Consider the following 20,977-nt stretch of genomic DNA (forward strand, 5'->3'; position numbering starts at 1 on the left):
CCATGTAAATTTTATGCCCTTTGAAGCTTTAAAAACTTTTTATATAAAATATTCATCACCCAATACCCTGGTACAACTACAGCAAAGTATATTAATAATCCAGGACTACTTTTTACAAAGTATGCAAGTAGTGCTATTCCAATTAATATTAAAATAGTCTCTTTTGGACTTCCCATTGATAACATAAAGGAATTTTTTATATAATCCTTAGTCGATAATTCAAAGTGTACATAAGTTGGGAAAAAGTATATAAATGCAATAACAGAAAAAAACAAAGTTGCATTTACTAATATATAAATTACAGTTGCATATATAGCATCTATTTGGTATAAAATCCATAAATCAAATGCTAAAAATAAAAATATCCCTAAAAATACCGCTCCACACTTATTTGAGTTTAAAAACTCCTTTTTATAAGCTCCTTTAAATGACTCAAAAATATTAATTTCTAAATCCCCTTGAACCCATTTTCTTAAAACATAAAAAGTTGCAACAGTTGATGGCATTATCCCTAATACAACCCCTCCAAGTAAAGTTCCTACAGACCAAAAAAGATTTAGTACTGCAAACTTCCATATCCAACTGCAAAAATTAAATATAACAGATTCCATTTTCATAACATATCACCTCAATATTAATATTTAAAAAAATAAAAAGGTCATCCAATCAGATAACCTTTTTACGTTAATTTACTTCCCTATGCTTACAGTTACTATTTCTGATTGTCTTAAGTGGATTTTATTTTCTGTAATTTTTTGGATTTTATTCTCTAATATATTCGCTCTATACTTATCCCCTAATAAACTACAACTACTTAAATTTAAAATAGTTTCTTCTTTGTTTAAATTGTATACTCTTAATATATTATTTCCATTTTTACATTCCCTTTTTAATGTTGACCACATTATACCATACCCCTCTACATTTAGTAAACCGTTTGCACAAGGTATTTCTCCACTTTGTATAGACATTTGTTTAGAAATTATAGGTATTTGGAATAAATGAGCTTCCTTATAAGAATCAAATACTTCTTTACCATGAGGTATTATTTCAAGCTCTACTTTATGATTTCCTAAACACTGAGCTTCTGGAGTTTCAAAAACGCCCCAATCACCTAATTCTCTAACACTTCTTAATAATGTAACTGCAATTGTATTTCTATCATTATTCAAAATTTCATATTCATTTAACCCTTTATTTGCAATTGTAAGTCCATAGTTATCGTCATGTATATTTACAAATGTGTGCTGATGTTGGCAGTTGCATGGATTTTCCCAAGATGTATGTGGAATATTATTTCTCTTTGCTACCTCAAATATTGATTCTGCATAATGAACATTACTTTCTATATCTGTATTAAATAACATCCTCATTCTATTGTCTTTACAGATATTGTTAAATTCAGATTCAACCTTTAATCCCTTAGCACTTTTTTCTAAAGTTAAGGTAGTTTTTATTTCCATCTGTAACGTTTCTTTAACTCTTTGTGCCTTTCTATGCTTAAATTCTAATACTTCTTCAATTTCTTTATCTAACAAGTAATCTGCACTTTTTGGAATATCCAACTTATGAATAACTTCCACAACAGCTTTATATGGTAAATCTTCTTTTATATTTATATTAGCTTTTATTTCCTTAGTAGTTAATGGTGTTTCACCCTCTGGCATTTTATAAATATATTCATTACCTATGTCACCTGTATTTTCATATACACATAAATCTTTGAAAACTTTATTAGTATTTTTATCTAATATATCAATACTTCCATTTTCATTTATTTTAACTCTTATATTTTCATTTTCTAATATATTTTCATTTATTAAGCTATTAATACTATTTTCAATGCTATTTGAATCATCCTCTACTAAAGCATATGTATCCCATCCAAAAGACTTAATATTATTAGTTTCAATCTCAACACTTACTAGCCTTGAATAATAAGGTTGTCTAAATTTATCATCTGGCAAATCATATCCAAATTTTATTCCTAAATCATTTATATTTGAATCTATTTTATTTCCATTTATATCAACTACTTTAAACTTAGGAAGCTTTATATTTCTCATTTCTTTTGCTATTTCATTTGGATGTCCTTCTTTAAAATACTTTCTTACTATATCAACCTCAACTTTAACTAAGCCTTTTCTATCATACCCTGATGTATTTAAAACTAAAAATGGATATACATTTTCTCCTAAATCTTTAAATTTCAGAGTGTTTATTTTACTAGATATATAAGTTAAACTTTCATTTACAATATACTTAGCAACATCCTTAGCTTTATCAAATCTAGCTACCATTTCTCTATGAACTTCATCTACACTACACCCACAAATACTGTCGTGAGGATGATTCTTCATTAAAGATTTCCATCCATACTCAAATAAATGATGAGGGTATTCAAAACCATATTGGCTAGCCATAGTTGCTATTGGTTCAGCTACTTTTTCAAATAAAGTCTGGCAAAGTTGGTTCCATTGCTTTAAGTAAACTCTCGATGAAGCTGTATTAGCAAGTGTGTACCATCCATCAGTTTGCTGACTTCTTAATTCTCCCTTTATAATTTGTAAATCTTTATCTATATTACTTTTTAAATCCTTTACATAATCTTCAAAGTTAGAGTGTATAAAGTCTATATCACTATATATGTTCTTAGCCATTTTGATAGCTTCTGATAAATCAGTTTGAATAGGTTGATGATCACATCCATTTAAAAATAACAAATGATTTGTTGATGCAAATTTTCCAGCATCATCTATTCTCTTACTCCAATAATTTTTAGCTTCTTTTTCATCAGTAGGTATTTCCATTCCATTACAATACCAGTTAGCAAATAGTATTCCTAATACCTTAGATCCATCTGGACTTTCCCAATACATTTCAGAATATGGAGATTCAAATTTATCATCAGCACTTACTTCATTGTTAAACCCAGTTGGTTTTACTCCTCTTCCAAAAGCTGCAGCATCTATTCCTGCTTGCTTTAATATTTGAGGGGCTTGACCCATGTTCCCGAAAGAATCTGGGAAGTACCCTATTTTACACGCTTCAACTCCATAATTCTTTGCATCTTTATGACCATATTGTAAATTTCTAACATTTGATTCGCTGCTTGTTAAAAACTCATCTTGAAGAACATACCAAGGTCCAATTTTAAGTCTTCCTTCTTTAATAACCTTTTCTAAAAGCTCTTTTCTATCAGGTCTAACTTCTAAATAATCTTCTAGTAAAACTGTTTGACCATCTAGATGATAATATTTAAACTCTGGATCTTTCTCAAATGTATCAAGTAAAGTATCCATAGTTTTTATAAGCATCATATGATGTGTTTCATATGGTAAATACCACTCTCTATCCCAATGAGTATGAGATATTATATGTGCAGTCTTTTTCATAAAAAATCCCCCAATACTAATTCTCTCCACCACACCTTAATGCAGTGAATTAATTGAAGTCAGAAAGCAAAGTGATGTAGATAATTGTTGACGAAACACTTAAAGCACATGCTCTTAGTGCTTTGTGTGAAGGAAACAAATATCTACATCACAAGCCTCTGCTAAATCTAGATTACTTCATTTTTATCATAAGTGTTTTAATTTCATATGGATTTACAACAACATTTATAGAGTTTTCATTTCTTAAATTCTCTATTGGTTTTTCCATTAAGTTTGTCTCCATCCATCCAGTAATTTCATAATCACTATCTATACTTACATTTTGTCTACTTCCTGAATAATCATGGAAACGTATTATTATCATATCTTCATCTTCAGCTTTTTTTATAGCATCAACTAATATATTTGCATCATTAAATTTAAATAATTGTTTTTTAACCTCACTCTTTAACATTCCTTTTATAGATTTTAACGGTTGATTAAGTTCATATGCATGTTTTACTGTGTTTCCATCTATAAAATCGCCACTATGAGGTAATAGTGAATAAGTAAAGTTTTGTTCTCCTTGATCTTGTACTGGATCAGGGTGTGTAGCTGATTTTAATAATGTTAATCTCATTACATTGTCTTTTATGTCATGGCCATATTTACAATTATTTAATAAACTTACACCATAATTTCTTTCAGATAAATCAACCCATTGTTGTGCAACACTTTCAAATCTAGCTCTATCCCAACTAGTATTCCAGTGAGTTGGTCTTTTTACATTTCCAAACTGAACATCGTACGTAGCCATAGTACTTCTTATATCTACTACAAATGCCACCTTAAGTAATTGCTTTTTCTCTCTCCAATCAACATTTGTTTTAAAATCTATTCTATTGCTATTAGCGTATACTATCATGTCTTGGCTTATTGTTGTGTTCATATATTTATATTTAAATCTTATAACAGCTTTTATATTTCCGTCTTCTATTAATTCAACGCTTTGTAAATCTTTTACTTCTCTCATCTTCTCTTGGTAGAATATATCAATATCCCACGCTTCATGTGCCATTGGCTTGTCTTCAAACATTTGAAGAACATTTCCTCTTTCGCCCTTAGCCAATACTTCTCTTTTGTTTTCTTTATCATATATAGATGTTAATTGTCCATATTCATTCCACTCTATATTATATTTAGGAGTTGAAATTTTACCATCACAGTATTCAAATACTGAGTTGTTATCATATTGTACATCATCTTTTTTTAATATTATTCTTTTATATCCAAGTGCTGGAATATTTTTAATTTCTACTGTATATTCATCTTTATTTCTTTGATATTTTAGTTTATTTCCATCTTCATCATAAAAACTTCCATCTTCATCACATTTTATATCTATAGATTCATTTCTATCCCAGTTAGAGTTATTTACTATTGTCCAAGTATGTTCATCTTTATTTATATATATTTCTTCAAGTTTATTTTGTATATCTAATGCGATATCTTCTGCTTCTTTATACTCTTGTTTTGCATCTTCATAAACTTCCGTTATAGATGAACCAGGTATTATGTCATGGAATTGATTTCTAAGTATAGTCTTCCATCCTTTAGTTATTTCATTATTAGCATATAATGACCAATCATTGTTAGTTAAGCAAGCTACAGTTGATAACCACTCTGTTTCTCTATATAAAAGTTCTAGTTTTCTATTCATCATTTTAGTGTATGCCTGACTTGTATATGTACCTCTATGATATTCTAAGTATAATTCTCCATCCCATGTATGAACATATTCGTCAGTTTTTTCTACCTTTTCTTTTAAACATCTAAAGTATTCACTAGCTTTTCCAGTCTTTACATTAGGTAATCCTGGCATTTTATCTAATCTTTTTCTATACTCTAACATTTCACGATTTACTCCACCGCCACCATCTCCAAAACCATAAGATACTAATAAATCATTAGTTATTCCTTTATCTGTGTATGCATCCCATACCCCTTTTACTGTTTTAGGTGTAAGTCTTCCATTGTATGTATAGAACCAAGATCCAGGTTGACTCCATGGTTCTGGAGTTGTTATAAAGTGAGTTAGTATTTCTGAACCGTCTATTCCTCTCCACTTAAATGTATCATGTGGCATCCTATTATATTGATTCCAACTTATCTTAGTTGTCATAAACATATCTATACCAGATTTTTTTAATATTTGAGGTAACGCCCATGAATATCCAAAAACATCTGGTAACCATAAATATTCAACATCTTTATTAAATTCTTCTTTTATAAACCTTGACCCTACTAAAATTTGTCTTACTAAAGATTCTCCTGATGGTATGTTACAATCTGCTTCTAGCCACATTCCACCATCAACTTCCCAGTTACCATCTTTAACCTTTTGTTTTATAGCTTCATATAATTCCGGATAATCATTTTTTACATATTCATATAGCTGAGGTTGTGTTTGTAAAAATATATACTCAGGATATCTTTCCATTAATCTTAATACTGTTGAAAACGACCTTGCACATTTCTCTCTAGTGTGTTTTAATCTCCAAAGCCAAGCAACATCTATATGAGTGTGTCCAATACAAGTTACATTAACTACTGAATGTTTATAAATTTTATCTATTTCTTTATTTAAGTAATCTGATGCTTCATGTAGTGAATTATAAAAATCTTCATTACCTGGATACGCCCAATCAATTAATTTAAATGCATTATTTAGTATTTTTGTTAAGTGAACTTTATCTGGAGAATACTCGTCTAGCTCTCCTATTGTTTCTAAAATTACACTTGCATTGTAGAATAAATCATCTACTTTTTCATCTAACCACGCTAATTGAGCTCTATTTATACGATGCTCTTGTTCTCTTGGAATTCCTCCTCCTTCAAGCCCAGTCCATAGTCTAAATATTAATTCTACCCTAGTTCCATTAATATCTTTAGGTAAAAATACTTCTTTGTGATTACTATCAACCCCTTGGTAAGGCTTATCATTTAGATAAAATAACGATTCAAATCCAGAGTTGTTCCCAGCTCCAGTTTCTCCGAAATCAAATATCCCAACAACAGTTTTATTCTCCCAGTTTGATGGTATATCAACTTCCTTTTGCATCCAAAGGTATAAATCTCTTCCTTTCCATATCTCCCCAGTTTTTATAACTCCATCATACTCAGTTGGAATATTAGGCGCTATATCTCTGTCCCCATTTAACTTCGTGTTAAAATATTCAAGTTCTACTTTATCTCTATATCTATAATCATCTAGTTCATGTATTCTATTTCTAAGCTTATCTATTGTATAAAACATATCTTTCATGCTTTTTTCTCCCCCTTCGATAATATAGTCTCATTATATTTAGAAACGTTTTCACTGTCAATTTGATATAAACATCTATATTTACTTAGTATAGCTTTTATAATATAAGTGTAGTTTTAGCTTATTTTTTGTTAATTAGTTCTTTATTTTTATCAATTGTAAAAAGTGTACAAACTTAAGTTTATATTCATTATTCTTATATAAAATTAATATACAGCACTACTTTGAAAACATTTTCTTAAATTATTCTATTTTATATAATATAATTAACTTAAATTAATTAGTTATTATGGAGGTTTAACAATGAAAAAACTTGAAGATATTAAGCTATTTAGAGATTTAGAAGAAGCTTCTTTAAAATATAGAGATTTAGAGTTTAAAAACAAAGATACAGAAATTGAATATAACACTCAATTACAAAATCTTTTAATTAGTTATAAATCACAACTACCTCAAATAAAAAATAGATACGATTTTATATCAAAACAAGTTAAAGATCAATCTAATTACTACTCTTCTAAAAATGTTTATAATACTATAATTAGTTTGAACAACTTAGTTAGCTCTAAATGTGATTATATAAAAAATTACGATTTAGATAGAGAACATACATGTGTGTATGCAGTAATAGGGTCAACTGTGGATGAGCTTTCTTTAATTAATAACTCTATAAAGAATAAAGATTTCTTAAAAGATAAGCATACTTATTTATACATATATGAAAAAATATCAATAAATAGCTTTATGAACTTTTTAGCTTTAAAAGATATGTCTATAAATAAAAACTTAATAGATGCTTTATCTCAATTAGTACTTGCTCAAATTCAGTCAGTAGCTCTTGTATCTTTATAAAACAAAAAGGTTGTAAAACTTTTACAACCTTTTTATATAAGTATCTGAATTTGGCAACTATATGTTTTAGTATTAAAAAAATCATTAAATAACTCAATTTCAATAAATTTTTTTACTTCTAAGTTATTTTCTTTTATGTATTTTACAATTTTATTTATACATTCTTCCTCATTTTCTTTTGTGTATGCTAATGTTAAATAATCACCTTTAGGCAATAAATCTATATGTTTATCTATTTTGATATTTTCATCTTTGATTACTTCATTAAATACATAAAATGGTTCTACTTCTCCCTCAGAATTAAAATCATATCCAATTCCTCTTTCTATAGAGATATTTAAATTTTTATTTTTAATAATTTTTTCTAATTCTGAATACGGAATAAGCTCTTTTAAACTTCCTACTTCTTTACACGGTGCTATTACTATATATCTATCATCAAAATGTTTAATCCTTATTTCTCCATCTTTTATTAATGCTTTTGAATATTCAACACTATTGTTTAAACTATCAATATTCGTTATTATTTCTTTCATTTTTATTATATTTTCTTCAGCTTGTAATTTTTTTATATGCAAAAACTTTAAAAGTTTTTCTGTTTCACAATCCTTAAAAATTTCCTGGAGCTCAACTATACTAGTTCCTAGTGCTCTACATCCCTTTATTACATCAATATGTATGAATTGGTCTATCGAGTAATATCTATACCCAGTGTTATCATCTATATATTTAGGAATTAAGATTCCAACTTTATGATAATACCTTAATGCTTTTACAGTTACTTTTTTTATTTTTGAAACCTCTCCTATAGAGTATAAATTTTTCATAAATTTTCATCCCCTAATTTTAAATTTTTCGCATTGACTCTCCCTTTAGGGTATACATTACTATCATTATAAGGTATTTTCAACAGAAATTTTACTTTTAATTCATTAGTTAGAAAGGATAGTGTGTCTATATGAAAAATGTAGTTTATAGAAATTTAGAGAAAAAAGATTATAATCGTATTAAAGAATTAATTAATAATGCATTTGGGTTTAGTGAATTTATAAAAGATAGTAATTTATTAGAATCGATATTAAATATTTACTTACAAGGATGTCTTTTAGATAGTTCATTTAGCAAGGTTGCTGTAAAAGATAATGTTGTTATTGGAATAATATTAGGAAATGCAAAAAATGATAAAAAACATTTAAGAAAACTTTCTAATATTTTAAGTTGGGTTTCTAGTGGTACAAAATTAGCTTTTTCTAGTAAAGAAAATAAAAACGCTATAAAGGAATTTTCTAAAGTATCACAAACTTATAAAGAAATTATCCAAGGTAAGGAAGACGACTTCCAAGGTTGTATTCAATTATTTATTGTGTCCGAAGAATCTAGAGGTCTTGGAGTAGGAAAAACATTAATTAAATATCTATCTAACTATATGATTGATATGAAAGTTAACAGTATCTATTTATATACGGATACTAGATGTAATTATGGATTTTACGATAGTCAAAACTTTAATCGTCTAAATGAAAAAGAAATTTATTTTGATACAATTCCATCTAGTTTAAATATTTTTTTATATGGATATAAGTTCAACTAAATATAGGAGGTACCTTTTGGTACACTCCTAATTTAAAAATTATCAATTTTACTTACCTTTAATATACTTTCATTTTCTGATAGTAAGCTAATCAAATCATTTATACATATAAGCTTTAAGTCTTTTAATGTATATATAACATTAAATTCATCTACAAACTCTATAGATTCAATTTGTAATTGTAAATCTTCAATTGAATTTTTTAATTCTTTTATAGCTTCGGTTTTAGATTTGTATTTTATAATAAGTTTTATCTTTGTAGATTTATTTATATACTTACCTTCTATTTTCTTTAAAACTACAAGGACTATTATTGTACTAATACCACCTAAAATACTTACTTCATAAAATCCCATTCCTGTAGCGATTCCAATACATGCAACTGTCCAAATAGAAGCTGCTGTAGTTAGTCCTTTAACAGAACCTTTAGTTTTTATTATAGTTCCAGCTCCTAAAAATCCTATTCCAGAAACTACTTGGCCAATAAATCTTCCATCATTCACCTTTACTATTCCTGAAAGGGCTGGCTCACTTGTTATTTGGCTTAGTGCTAAACTCGCTAACTGTACTTGTATTAATGCAGCTATTGTTGCACCTAAACAAACTAATGCATGAGTTCTAAATCCTGCCGATACATTTTCTCTTTCTCTATTAAAACCAATTATACCACCTATAAAAATAGATAGTAAAATTCTTATAACTATATCTTGTATTTTCATAAGATTACTCCTACTTATAAATCTTTTTTAGTAAGATATATACCCTATATAAATTAAATTTATCAAGATATAAGTTTAAATATCTACTTATTTAATTTCCCTAGTTTTTCATTAATACTTCTTACTCTATGACTGAATATATTCCATACCACAATATAAAAAACTATGAATGTCAAAATAAATGAAGCTATTCCAAAAAAGTTCTTAGGCATCCATCCTGTTAAATATGAAATTGGAAAATACACAATTGTAATAAGTATTAAATTTATAGACGTCTGTTTTAATAAACTCCATTCTTCTATGGAGTATACAACACTTAGTCCTGTACAATAAAACCCCATAACCGCTGAAGCTAAAAATTGAATAAAAAACTGTTCCCTTGTTGTTTCAAAACTACTTATATCGTTAGTTAATAAAATTATAAAAAACACTAATTGGCCTATAAATACCCCTCCCGGTATTCCATAACACACACCTCTATGTATAAATGTTTTTATATACTTACTCATTTTAAAAACCTCCATTTTTTAAATAATCTTTTATTTTTGATATGTATCTTCTAGATATACTTTCCTTTTTGCCATTTATAAAATTAATAGTTAAATTTCCACTAAAACTCATATCTATATTTTTAACTTTCTTTAAATTTACAATAGAAAATTTCGAAACTCTGATAAATGATGTATTTTTAAAATTCTCTTCTATTTCATATAGCCTTTCATCTACTTCGTATCTAAAATCTTCAGTTTCAACAAATACTTTTTGATTTTCACTGTAGAAAAAATATATATCTTTCACATCTACTATATATACCTTTTTATCTGATTTGCCTAAAATGTATTTATTTTTTGTAGTTTTTAGTTTTTCTAAAATTTCTATAGTCTCATCATTCATTTCATTTGACCTTAATATAACTTGAGTTTCTTCATACCTTTTGTCTATATCTATATCTATTTTCACATCCTTGACCCCCTATCTGAGTTTAATTATACATCATCAATTTTTTAATTCTATAAATTATATATAAAAGGTGTTTTTAGTTGTATAAGCGGTATTTTTTTGAACATAAAAAAGAAACTATATTATTTAATATAGTTTCTTTTCTTATAATAAAAATTTATTTAATTTTATTTTTCATGAGAGTAAAGAGTTCCACCTATTAACTCTTCTTCTTTTTCTAAATATTCTCCAACTCTTGGGTTTATTGCTTTAAAGAACATATTTAAGAAGTTTAATAATATAAAGAATACTACATATGTTGCTATAAATATTTCTATATTACCTAATAAATTAAATATTTCTCCTAATTTTGCATGTCCTATAGATGTAAAGTATGCAGCTAACTTATAAGCCGCTAAAGTAGCTATTGCTAATGGGAATGTAAATGATGCATATGTTGGTTTAAATCCTTCTTTAAATAATTTTAGTATATATCCATATACAACCACTAAAAGAATTAATCCTGTTACTATTAACCAAGTTAACATATATATATTAGGATTTGGATCTATTGTTAATATGCCTACTACTCCAAGTGGTGCAGGTGAACAAACTATACCAACAGTAGGTAATTTTTTATCATCTAGTATCTCACTTTTAAATACTATATAAAGAACTACTGGTAAAAGTATTGTGTAGAATACAAATCCAAACATTAACATGAACTGAGCTATTTCAGGTATTATACCTCCCATACCTTTACTAGCAACACTACCTGTTATCATACCTGTATATACGATAAAACAAGTTGGCATTATATTGCTAAATTTCTTTTCTTTAATTCTTATTACTGTATAAAAAATAATTATTGCATAATGATATATAGCTGCCCCTATCCATAATGTACTACATACAGTTGGAAACTTAGGATAGAAGTATCCACAAACTAACCAAGTTACCATCCCAAGAGTTGGGTAAAATGTTCCTACAACTGGGTCTTTTAGCTCTTTATACATTACTTTTGGAAATTTTATTAATCTTATAAGCATAAGAGTAAGCATTCCTAATGCTATAGCTATAGCAATTGGTTTTAAATATCCGATATTTTTAATTTGCCAACTATTGCTAAGTGTTATAAATGCTAAGCACGTTCCACTTATACCTATATGCATGTTCTCAAGTTTATTTATATATTTATTCATTTAACCACCCTCTATTATGATATTTTGTATTTATAAATTATTTTTTTAAGTCTGATTTAATTTTTAATTACATATATATATATACCTCTCAAGTATTGATTTTACACAGTTTTAAGCAATTTTACTAATTCAAGTTTTTCATACTTATCATTTATTTTTTTAATGGTTATCTATGTATCCATTAATTTAACTTATCTTTAGCTATTTTTAAATTTGAAAATTTTATAGTTTTTTTGCATAAAAATATCCTATATAAACAAACATTTTTATCAATGTTTTATATATAGGATACATAAAAATATAATTATTAAATTTTATAAGTCTATTTCATTAAGAATTCTTTTAAGCTCTCTTAATTCATCGGTACTTAAAGTTAATCCTTTTCCCATTTTATCATGATTCGAATCCCAATCTCTTATATCAAATTTAGGTGCTCTATCATTCCAACTTACTAAATTTAATTCTTTTCTCCATCCATTTGAAGTTTCCGAAATAACACCAAAGTTTTCTTGTATATCAAATTTTATACCTGCCATATCATCACCTCTTAATTATTTTCCTGTATATAGTTCAAATCTATAAACTTGATTAGTTATATTATCTTCTCTTCCTTCTTCTACCTTCTCTTGAAACATTTTAAGTGGTCTAACGTACATATCATAAGGAGGATAAAGCATTTGATATGATACTAATTCCTCTCCCGTTTCTGAATGTTTCACTATACTATGTACATAATATAAATTCCCTTTAAAATGTCTGTATGGTCTTTGAACCTTTATTTCATTACTCATAATTTTCACCTCTTTTTACCCTTATATACCCAGTTTTAAATTTTTTATTTATACTTTTACACAGCTAAACTAGCTTCTTTATTTAACATTGATAATAGTTCAGATATATCAGAAATTTCGTATGTAGGTTTTATATCGTTAGATTTTTTATCTAAAGGATTAAACCATACACAATCAATACCAAAATTATTAGAACCCTTTATATCAGAAGCTAAACTATCTCCTATCATAAGAGTATCTTCTTTTTTCATAAAATCGTACTTATTAAAAATTATTTCGAAAAACTTAGAGTTTGGCTTTTCAACTCCCATTTCTTCTGAAATAAATACATCATCAAATAAATACACCATTTTAGAATCTTTAAGTCTTTGTTTTTGAGTCTTTCCTATTCCATTAGTTCCTGCAAATATCTTGTATCCTCTATTTTTTAATTCCATTAAAGTTTCCATAGCTTTGGGAATTGTTTTATGTCCTTTAGTTAAGCAATTTTGATATTCTTTTTCTACTATTTCACCTTTAACATCATATCCATACAAAGCAAAAAATTCTTCGAATCTTTTAGTTAGTGCCTCTTCTTTTTCTATAGTTCCTTGTTCTATCTGACTCCAAAATCCTCTATTTATAGACTTATACTGATTAAATGATTTTTTATTAAAAGGAATATTATACTTTTTAAAAATAACTTTTAAAGAGTTTCTTTCGTTATCTTGAAAGTCTAATAAAGTATCATCTAAGTCAAATATTAAATGTTTATATTGTTTCATGTCTTCACCTCTTTTTATATAATACTCTATTTTAATTAAAAATAATATGGATTTAATTAAATTTTGAACCTAAATTAGCTTCTCCTATTTAAATTAAAAATAGAGAAGAGCTTAAAAGTACTCTTCTCTAACATCCACAATTAGGGGTAACTTCTACAGGTATAACTCTATCTAAATCAGTTCCCTTACAACACATTTTTAAAAATCCGCAACCTACCCTTTCCCCTACAAATGTTGTGCAAAAACACCCATCTCCAAAGCTAAGAGCTGGACTAAAGCTAAGATTTCCTATGCTGTAATCAGATAGTTCAAATTCAATAAGAGGATTCTTTACAGGGTGGCCGTGCTCATCTACTAATATTCCAAATATCATTTGCTTACAACCGCACATAACCTCAACCTTATACGGGAACATTAACTTAAGACAAACAGGTCTTGGTCCATGAGGCTTACATTCTGTTTTCTTTTTCTTTCTACCTCTATAGCTATCATCTAATACAAGTTCTTCCTTATCAAAATTTATTTTATCTAGTATAAACTGATGAAGTTCTTCTTCATTCGTTATATGTTTTCCATCTATCATAAAATTAAATTTACTCATAAACCCTCCCACCTCATAATAATTTTAAAGAATACTATATATTATGTTTAAGTCTTGAAAGTTGTTCATACTAAAATAGAGTCTTAGTTTTTGTATAATAAAAAATTCGCTTCGCTCATGTCGCCAACGACTCCGTCCGTTGCTCAAAATGTCATTTTTTACTTTCACCAAAACATTTGTATCACTATGTTACATAAGTTATCCACAAAATTTAATTAAGTATAATTTCCTTAAGCGTAAAAAAAGTAGTAATCTTAACCTAAGATTACTACTTTTCCCTGTTAGCTTGCCTTTTTAAAAGTTTCAACTTCTTCTTTTAACCAATTCTTACCTTCAACTAGTCTTGCAACTAGCATAGAACTTACTGTATTTCCAGTTGTGTTAAGTACAGTGTTAGGTATATCTGTTATTGTAGTTATTACTGTTAATAAAGGAATTGCTTCAACAGGGAATCCGAAGATGCTTACCACGAGCATCTCACCTATAAGTCAGCCACCTGCTACAGGAGCCATAAATACTCCAACAACAAGTACTGTAACTAATAAGTTTAATATGTTCGATGGATCTGCCATATTTCCACCTAGTATTCCAGTTAAAAATGCAACTTTTACTATAACGGATAATACCGAACCATCTTTATGTATATTAATCCCTAAAGGTATAACTGTTTCAGCTATATCATCTGGTACCCCTATTTTTTTACTTGCTTCTAAGTTAGATGGTATACAAGCAGAGCTTGAAGATGTCGCAAGAGCTGTAGCTATTGGACTTATAGAGTTTTCATAGAATTTCTTAACTCCTTTTTTACCACCTGATAAGTATGCATATAATGTATAACATACTGCAAAGTATATTGCAGCTAATACACAATAAGTTAAAAATACTCTTATGTAACCTGCTATTATTTCTTGACCTAGTTCACCTATAATCGATGCTGTATAACATCCTAAACCTATAGGCCCCAACTTCATTATAATTCCTACTACATTTAATATTACATTTGTTCCTTCATTAAGTATATTCTTTATAGTCTTTGCTTTTTCTCCTAAAACGGCAATTGAACTTCCTATTAGTACTGCAAATACTACTAATTGTAATAAGTTACCGCTTGAGAACAATTCACTAAAATCAGAAACTGTAACTGAATTTACTATTTGAGTTAGTAAATTTCCTTTTGATGTTAATTTTTCTTGGTCTGGAGCAACCATCATTTCTTTTACTGAGTGAATATCGATTCCTTTTGATGGATTGAAAATTATAGTACCTATAATACCTACGACTGCCATTACTAATGTAGTTAATGTGAAAACAATAATTACATTTTTCATTATTTTCCCGAATCTTTGCATGCTATTGACGTTTGCAACCCCCGATGCAACGCTGAAGAACACAAGTGGGACTACGATCATCATGATTAGATTGATGAATAAATCTCCAAATGGTTTAAGAACTGTAGCTTTTGGCCCTAGTATAAGTCCTACTATGGCTCCAATTATTGTACAACCTAGTAACACAAATGAAGACTTATACGTTTTTAAAAAGTCTTTCATGTGTAAACCCCTTTCCTGATATGAGTAAATTTGTCACTCCCGAAGAACATTGTATGCAAAATAGTTTTCAAAGTCAATGAGTATAGTTTTTTACAATATTTTACATATATTTTATAGTTTTTAACTATATATTGAATAACAATATAAAAATAAGGCTATGAACTTAATATCCATAGCCTTATATATTAATCTTATATTGATTTTTCTTCACTTTCTTCTTTTATATTTTTCTTATTTGCTACTCCGGTAAGCATAAGCGTTAACGCCCCATCAGCAGTTACATTGCACGCTGTTCCAAAACTATCTTGAAGGGCAAATATAGTTAAAATAAGAGCCGTTCCTGTCTCATTAAATCCTAATACACTAGTTATTAATCCAAGTGATGCCATAACTGTTCCGCCTGGAACTCCTGGAGCACCTATAGCAAATATACCAAGTAAAACTATGAATAATATCATCGATGATACATCTGGCAACTTACCATAAAGAATTTGTGAAACTACCATAACGAAAAATACTTCTGTTAAAACTGATCCACATAAATGTATATTTGAAAATAATGGTATTGAGAAATTTAAAATATCTTTTCTTAAAACTTTGGATTTTTTCGCACATTCAATTGAAACAGGCAAAGTTGCCGCTGAAGACATACTTCCTACGGCAGTTAAATATGCAGGTCCATAGTGTTTTAATACTTCCATAGGATTTTTACCCGACATAAACCCACTTAAAGCATATAAAAATGCAAGCCATATAAAATGCCCTATAAGAACTATAATGATTACTTTTATAAATACTGGCAATTGATTTGTTATAGATCCTTCATAAGCTAATGTTGCAAATGTAGTTGCAATAAAAATTGGAAGCAATGGAATTACTATTTTTTTTACTAAGCTAAGAACTATATCTTGAAATTGATCTAATAGTTTTTCAAATAAATCTGCCTTTGTCCAAGCAGTTGCAAGACCTAATATTATTGATAAAAATAAAGCACTCATAACAGGCATAATTTGAGGAATGTCTAATTGAAATATAAGAGCTGGTAATTCTCTTAAAGTGTCTGTAGTTGATTGTATTGATAATTTTGGAATTAACATATATCCGAAAATAGCAGAAAATGTAGCTGCTCCGATAGAAGATATGTAAGCAAAAGTTATAGCATACCCTAAGAGTTTAGAAGCATTACTTTTAAGTTTTGCAATAGATGGAGCTATAAATCCTATTATTATTAAAGGAACTGCAAAGAAAATTACCTGACCTAAAATATACTTTAATGTTACTATAACATTCATAAAAGATTTTGGTGAATAAAGTCCAATTAACAATCCTAAAAAGACAGCTAATATGAGTTTGAATATTAAGCTATCAAATAATTTTTTCATAAAAATCCCCCCCTCTTTAAATGTTATATAAACAAAATAGTGTAGTCAACTAACTCTTCACTTTATAGATATTTTCAATAAAATCTATTTAACTGTATAGAGTTCTTTTATACATAAAAAATGAACTCTAATTAGAGTTCATTTTATCTTATACTTTTATTTTCCTTTAAAAAAGTCTTCTATCTTTTGTCCGAAAGTCTTCTTTTTTTCATGAACTTCATCTCCACAAGACTCCGCAAATGCTTTTAGAAGTTCTTTTTGCTTATCATTTAATTTTTTAGGAATTTCAACTGTAACCTTAACATATTGATCACCTCTTGCATTCCCTCTCATTTTTGATATACCTTTTTCTCTTAATCTAAATACTGTTCCTGTTTGAGTTCCTGCTGGAACATTATACATTACTTTACCATCTAAAGTAGGAACTTCTATTTCGTCTCCAAGTGCAGCTTGAACAAATGTTATAGGTAATTCAAAGTATACATCATATCCATCTCTTGTAAATAATGTATGAGGCTTAACATTTACTATTATATATAAGTCTCCCCTAGGTCCACCTTTTGATCCTAAGTCACCTTGACCACTTAACTTAATTATTTGATCATTATCTATACCTGCTGGTATATCAACTTCTATAGTTTTAGTTTTTCTAATCTTTCCATTTCCACTACATTTAGGACATGGTGATTCTAAAACTTCTCCTTCTCCGTTACATGTAGAACAAGTTCTAGTACTCATTATATTTCCAAACGGTGTTCTTTGAGCTGTTCTAACCTCTCCAGAACCGTTACATGTTGGACAAGTTTTTTTAGATGTTCCATCTTTTGCGCCGCTTCCGTGACATTCACTACACTCTTCAGTTCTATTTATCTTTATAGATTTTTTAACTCCAAATGCAGCTTCTTCAAATGTAATAGTTACAGTTTGTTTTATGTCAGCTCCACGTTCAGGACCTCTTCTTCTAGGTCTTCCTCCGCCAAAGCCGCCTCCGAACATATCACCAAATATATCTCCGAATATATCTTCAAAGCCTCCAGCTCCACCGCCAAAGCCTCCAAATCCGCCTTGTCCTCCGAAGCCTCCATTTACACCATCATGACCAAATTGATCATAATTAGATCTCTTTGTATCATCTGATAATACTTCATATGCTTCGTTTACTTCTTTAAACTTTGCTTCTGCTTCTTTATCATCTGGGTTTCTATCTGGATGATATTTCATTGCAAGTTTTCTGTATGCTTTTTTTAACGTTTGTGCATCAGCACCTTTGTCGACACCTAATACTTCATAATAGTCTCTTTTAGCCACGCTTGCCACCACCTTCGTATTACATAACAATAGCTTGTAGACGTCTACAAGCTATTATTAATTTTATATATTTATTATATACAAGTAACGTTGATTTTCAAATACTATTTTTGATCATCTACTTCTCTGAAATCAGCATCTACTACATTGTCATCTTGTTTAGCTTCTTCTTGAGCTCCACCTTGTGCTTGTTGATCTTGAGCAGTTTGTTGATACATTTGCTCAGCTATTTTGTGGAACTTTTTGTTTAATTCTTCTAAAGCTTTATTTAATTCTTCAGCTGTAACGTCTTCTTTAGCTTTTAATTCTTTTAATTTAGCTATTTCTGCTTCAACTTCAGATTTAGCATTAGCATCAACTTTATCTCCAGCATCAGCTAAAGTTTTTTCCATTTGGTATATAGTAGCTTCAGTTTGATTTAATGCTTCTATTTTTTCTTTCTTTTGTTTATCTGCTTCAGCATTCATCTCAGCTTCTTTAACTTTTGCTTGTATTTCTTCTTCACTTAAGTTAGTTCCTGAAGTTATAGTTACCTTTTGCTCTTTTCCTGTTCCTAAATCTTTAGCTGTAACGTGTACTATACCGTTAGCATCTATATCAAAAGTAACTTCTATTTGAGGTATTCCTCTTGGAGCTGGTGGTATATCAGTTAATTGGAATCTACCTAAAGTAGTGTTGTCGAAAGACATACTTCTTTCACCTTGTAAAACATGTATATCAACAGCAGTTTGGTTATCTGCAGCAGTTGAGAATACTTGAGATTTTTTAGTTGGTATTGTTGTATTTCTTTCTATTATCTTAGTCATTACATTACCCATAGTTTCTATTCCTAAAGATAATGGAGTAACGTCTAGAAGTAATAAGTCTTTAACATCTCCAGCTAAAACTCCACCTTGTATAGCAGCACCTGCAGCAACACATTCATCTGGGTTTATACCTTTGTGAGGTTCTTTTCCTATGAATTTCTTAACAGCTTCTTGAACAGCTGGTATTCTTGTAGATCCTCCTACTAATAATACATCATCTATATCAGAAGTTGAAAGTCCAGCATCTTGTAATGCTCTTCTAGTTGGTTCCATAGTTTTTTCTACTAAGTTTGCTGTTAACTCATCAAACTTAGCTCTTGATAAATCTATGTTAAGATGTTTTGGTCCTTCAGCTGTAGCTGTTATGAAAGGTAAGTTTATGTTTGTACTCATTGTTGAAGATAATTCTTTTTTAGCTTTCTCAGCAGCTTCTTTTAATCTTTGAAGAGCCATTTTATCATTTCTTAAATCTACACCTTCAGATTTTTTGAATTCTTCAGCTAAGTAATCTATTATAACTTGGTCAAAGTCATCTCCACCTAATCTGTTGTTACCAGCAGTAGCTAAAACTTCAAAAGTTCCATCTCCTATTTCTAGTACAGATACGTCAAATGTTCCTCCACCTAAGTCAAATACTAATATTTTCTTTTCTTGATCTAATTTATCCATACCGTAAGCAAGTGCAGCTGCAGTTGGCTCATTTATTATTCTCTTAACATCAAGTCCTGCTATTCTACCTGCATCTTTAGTTGCTTGTCTTTGAGCATCTGTAAAGTATGCTGGAACTGTTATAACAGCTTCAGTTACAGGTTGCCCTAAGTAGCTTTCAGCATCTGATTTTAATTTTTGTAATGTTATAGCTGATATTTCTTGTGGACTATAATCTTTTCCATCTATATTAACTTTGTAATCAGTTCCCATGTGAGTTTTGATAGATATTATTGTTCTATCTGCATTAGTAACTGCTTGTCTTTTAGCAGGCTCTCCTACTATTCTTTCTCCATCTTTTGTAAATGCAACTACTGATGGTGTAGTTCTCATTCCTTCGCTATTTGCTATTATTTGAGGTTCTCCACCTTCTAATACTGCAACACAAGAGTTTGTTGTTCCTAAGTCAATTCCTATTATTTTTCCCATTTTAATATCCTCCTTAAAAATTTATATGTTAATTGATATTAATTCAATTTTATTTTTTATTCTATGTTAGCAAGATACTTTAACCATTGATGGTCTTAGCACCTTTGTACTTAATTTATACCCTTTTTGTAAAACCATAACCACTTGGTTTGCTGGTGTTCCATCTACTGCTTCTTGCATAACTGCTAAGTGTAGGTTTGGATCAAATTCTTGACCTTCAGCTTCTATTTCTTCTAGTCCGAATTTTTCAAATGTAGCTTTTAATTGTTTTTGCACCATATCTATGCCTTTATACATGTTATCTTCTTTATCTGTACAAGCATCCATAGCTCTTTCCATATTATCCATAACAGGTATTAATTCATTTAATATTTTCTCATTAGCAAATACACCCATAGTTTCTTTCTCTTGTTGAGTTCTTCTTCTATAGTTTGCGTACTCTGCTTGAAGTCTTTGAAGAGTATCTGTAAGTTCTTCTATCTTGCTATCTTTCTCATCAGCTTCATCTACTTCTTTAGCTTCAGTATCCTCTTCTATAGCTTCTTCGATAACTTCTTCTACTTCCTCTGATGCATTATCTTTTATATCTTCTTGTAATTCTTCTTGTATATTGTTTTCCAAAACTTACACCCCTAA

The 20,977-nt window shown here is 28.9% G+C and carries 18 protein-coding genes and 1 pseudogene; 2 read left to right on the forward strand and 17 right to left on the reverse strand.

Going from position 1 to position 20,977, the window contains the following annotated elements; all coding sequences use genetic code 11:
- Nucleotides 1-11: 11 nt before the first annotated feature.
- The 3 genes from RWY47_RS10080 to RWY47_RS10090 all read right to left on the reverse strand — a co-directional run bounded on the left by RWY47_RS10080 (nucleotide 12) and on the right by RWY47_RS10090 (nucleotide 6,699).
- On the reverse strand, nucleotides 12-617 hold the full coding sequence (locus RWY47_RS10080) for a YesL family protein (protein WP_021429792.1): 606 nt from the start codon (nucleotides 615-617) through the stop codon (nucleotides 12-14).
- A gap of 72 nt (nucleotides 618-689) precedes the next feature.
- The gene (locus RWY47_RS10085; protein WP_142730474.1) at nucleotides 690-3,395 is read right to left on the reverse strand and encodes an alpha-mannosidase; all 2,706 of its coding nucleotides are present in this window, start codon (nucleotides 3,393-3,395) and stop codon (nucleotides 690-692) included.
- A gap of 172 nt (nucleotides 3,396-3,567) precedes the next feature.
- Complete coding sequence (locus tag RWY47_RS10090) at nucleotides 3,568-6,699, reverse strand: alpha-mannosidase (protein WP_316030315.1); 3,132 nt, start codon at nucleotides 6,697-6,699, stop codon at nucleotides 3,568-3,570.
- 303 nt (nucleotides 6,700-7,002) lie between these two features.
- Here RWY47_RS10090 and RWY47_RS10095 point away from each other — a divergent pair, with 303 nt between their 5' ends.
- Nucleotides 7,003-7,551 carry a hypothetical protein gene (locus RWY47_RS10095; RefSeq protein WP_224170463.1) on the forward strand — a complete coding sequence of 183 codons (549 nt, stop codon included), beginning with the start codon at nucleotides 7,003-7,005 and terminating at the stop codon, nucleotides 7,549-7,551.
- Nucleotides 7,552-7,583: 32 nt separating this feature from the next.
- Here the strand turns inward: RWY47_RS10095 and RWY47_RS10100 are convergent, their stop codons facing one another.
- Nucleotides 7,584-8,378 (reverse strand): MerR family DNA-binding transcriptional regulator, encoded by a 795-nt coding sequence (locus RWY47_RS10100; RefSeq protein ID WP_224170462.1) that lies wholly within the window; start codon nucleotides 8,376-8,378, stop codon nucleotides 7,584-7,586.
- A 131-nt stretch (nucleotides 8,379-8,509) separates the two neighbouring features.
- Here RWY47_RS10100 and RWY47_RS10105 point away from each other — a divergent pair, with 131 nt between their 5' ends.
- Nucleotides 8,510-9,142, forward strand: coding sequence for a GNAT family N-acetyltransferase (locus RWY47_RS10105; RefSeq protein WP_021429818.1), 633 nt, complete (start codon nucleotides 8,510-8,512; stop codon nucleotides 9,140-9,142).
- A gap of 32 nt (nucleotides 9,143-9,174) precedes the next feature.
- Here the strand turns inward: RWY47_RS10105 and RWY47_RS10110 are convergent, their stop codons facing one another.
- From RWY47_RS10110 to grpE, 13 genes and pseudogenes are all read right to left on the reverse strand, one after another.
- Nucleotides 9,175-9,861 carry an MgtC/SapB family protein gene (locus RWY47_RS10110; RefSeq protein WP_021429871.1) on the reverse strand — a complete coding sequence of 229 codons (687 nt, stop codon included), beginning with the start codon at nucleotides 9,859-9,861 and terminating at the stop codon, nucleotides 9,175-9,177.
- A gap of 83 nt (nucleotides 9,862-9,944) precedes the next feature.
- The gene (locus RWY47_RS10115; protein WP_021429920.1) at nucleotides 9,945-10,370 is read right to left on the reverse strand and encodes a DUF3021 domain-containing protein; all 426 of its coding nucleotides are present in this window, start codon (nucleotides 10,368-10,370) and stop codon (nucleotides 9,945-9,947) included.
- A 1-nt stretch (nucleotide 10,371) separates the two neighbouring features.
- Nucleotides 10,372-10,821 (reverse strand): LytTR family DNA-binding domain-containing protein, encoded by a 450-nt coding sequence (locus RWY47_RS10120; RefSeq protein WP_224170461.1) that lies wholly within the window; start codon nucleotides 10,819-10,821, stop codon nucleotides 10,372-10,374.
- A 167-nt stretch (nucleotides 10,822-10,988) separates the two neighbouring features.
- Nucleotides 10,989-12,002, reverse strand: coding sequence for a TDT family transporter (locus RWY47_RS10125; protein ID WP_021429938.1), 1,014 nt, complete (start codon nucleotides 12,000-12,002; stop codon nucleotides 10,989-10,991).
- A 314-nt stretch (nucleotides 12,003-12,316) separates the two neighbouring features.
- Nucleotides 12,317-12,538, reverse strand: coding sequence for a YdbC family protein (locus RWY47_RS10130; RefSeq protein WP_021429829.1), 222 nt, complete (start codon nucleotides 12,536-12,538; stop codon nucleotides 12,317-12,319).
- A 15-nt stretch (nucleotides 12,539-12,553) separates the two neighbouring features.
- Nucleotides 12,554-12,793 (reverse strand): DUF1653 domain-containing protein, encoded by a 240-nt coding sequence (locus tag RWY47_RS10135; protein ID WP_046822116.1) that lies wholly within the window; start codon nucleotides 12,791-12,793, stop codon nucleotides 12,554-12,556.
- Nucleotides 12,794-12,849: 56 nt separating this feature from the next.
- On the reverse strand, nucleotides 12,850-13,557 hold the full coding sequence (locus RWY47_RS10140; RefSeq protein ID WP_224170460.1) for a YjjG family noncanonical pyrimidine nucleotidase: 708 nt from the start codon (nucleotides 13,555-13,557) through the stop codon (nucleotides 12,850-12,852).
- Nucleotides 13,558-13,684: 127 nt separating this feature from the next.
- Entirely contained in the window at nucleotides 13,685-14,158 is a 474-nt protein-coding gene (locus RWY47_RS10145) for a hypothetical protein (protein ID WP_224170459.1), read from the reverse strand.
- A 281-nt stretch (nucleotides 14,159-14,439) separates the two neighbouring features.
- Nucleotides 14,440-15,708: pseudogene (locus RWY47_RS10150) on the reverse strand (dicarboxylate/amino acid:cation symporter).
- A gap of 191 nt (nucleotides 15,709-15,899) precedes the next feature.
- A complete protein-coding gene (locus RWY47_RS10155) occupies nucleotides 15,900-17,090 on the reverse strand; it encodes a dicarboxylate/amino acid:cation symporter (protein ID WP_035114549.1) in 1,191 nt (396 codons plus the stop codon).
- Between the two features lie 156 nt (nucleotides 17,091-17,246).
- Entirely contained in the window at nucleotides 17,247-18,398 is a 1,152-nt protein-coding gene (gene dnaJ / locus RWY47_RS10160) for a molecular chaperone DnaJ (protein WP_142730484.1), read from the reverse strand.
- 104 nt (nucleotides 18,399-18,502) lie between these two features.
- Nucleotides 18,503-20,341 carry a molecular chaperone DnaK gene (dnaK, locus tag RWY47_RS10165; RefSeq protein ID WP_142730485.1) on the reverse strand — a complete coding sequence of 613 codons (1,839 nt, stop codon included), beginning with the start codon at nucleotides 20,339-20,341 and terminating at the stop codon, nucleotides 18,503-18,505.
- A 66-nt stretch (nucleotides 20,342-20,407) separates the two neighbouring features.
- The gene (grpE, locus tag RWY47_RS10170; protein ID WP_142730486.1) at nucleotides 20,408-20,962 is read right to left on the reverse strand and encodes a nucleotide exchange factor GrpE; all 555 of its coding nucleotides are present in this window, start codon (nucleotides 20,960-20,962) and stop codon (nucleotides 20,408-20,410) included.
- Nucleotides 20,963-20,977 lie beyond the last annotated feature (15 nt).

The sequence above is a fragment of the Paraclostridium sp. MRS3W1 genome (genome assembly GCF_032465715.1).
In the GTDB taxonomy this organism is placed as follows: domain Bacteria; phylum Bacillota; class Clostridia; order Peptostreptococcales; family Peptostreptococcaceae; genus Paraclostridium; species Paraclostridium dentum.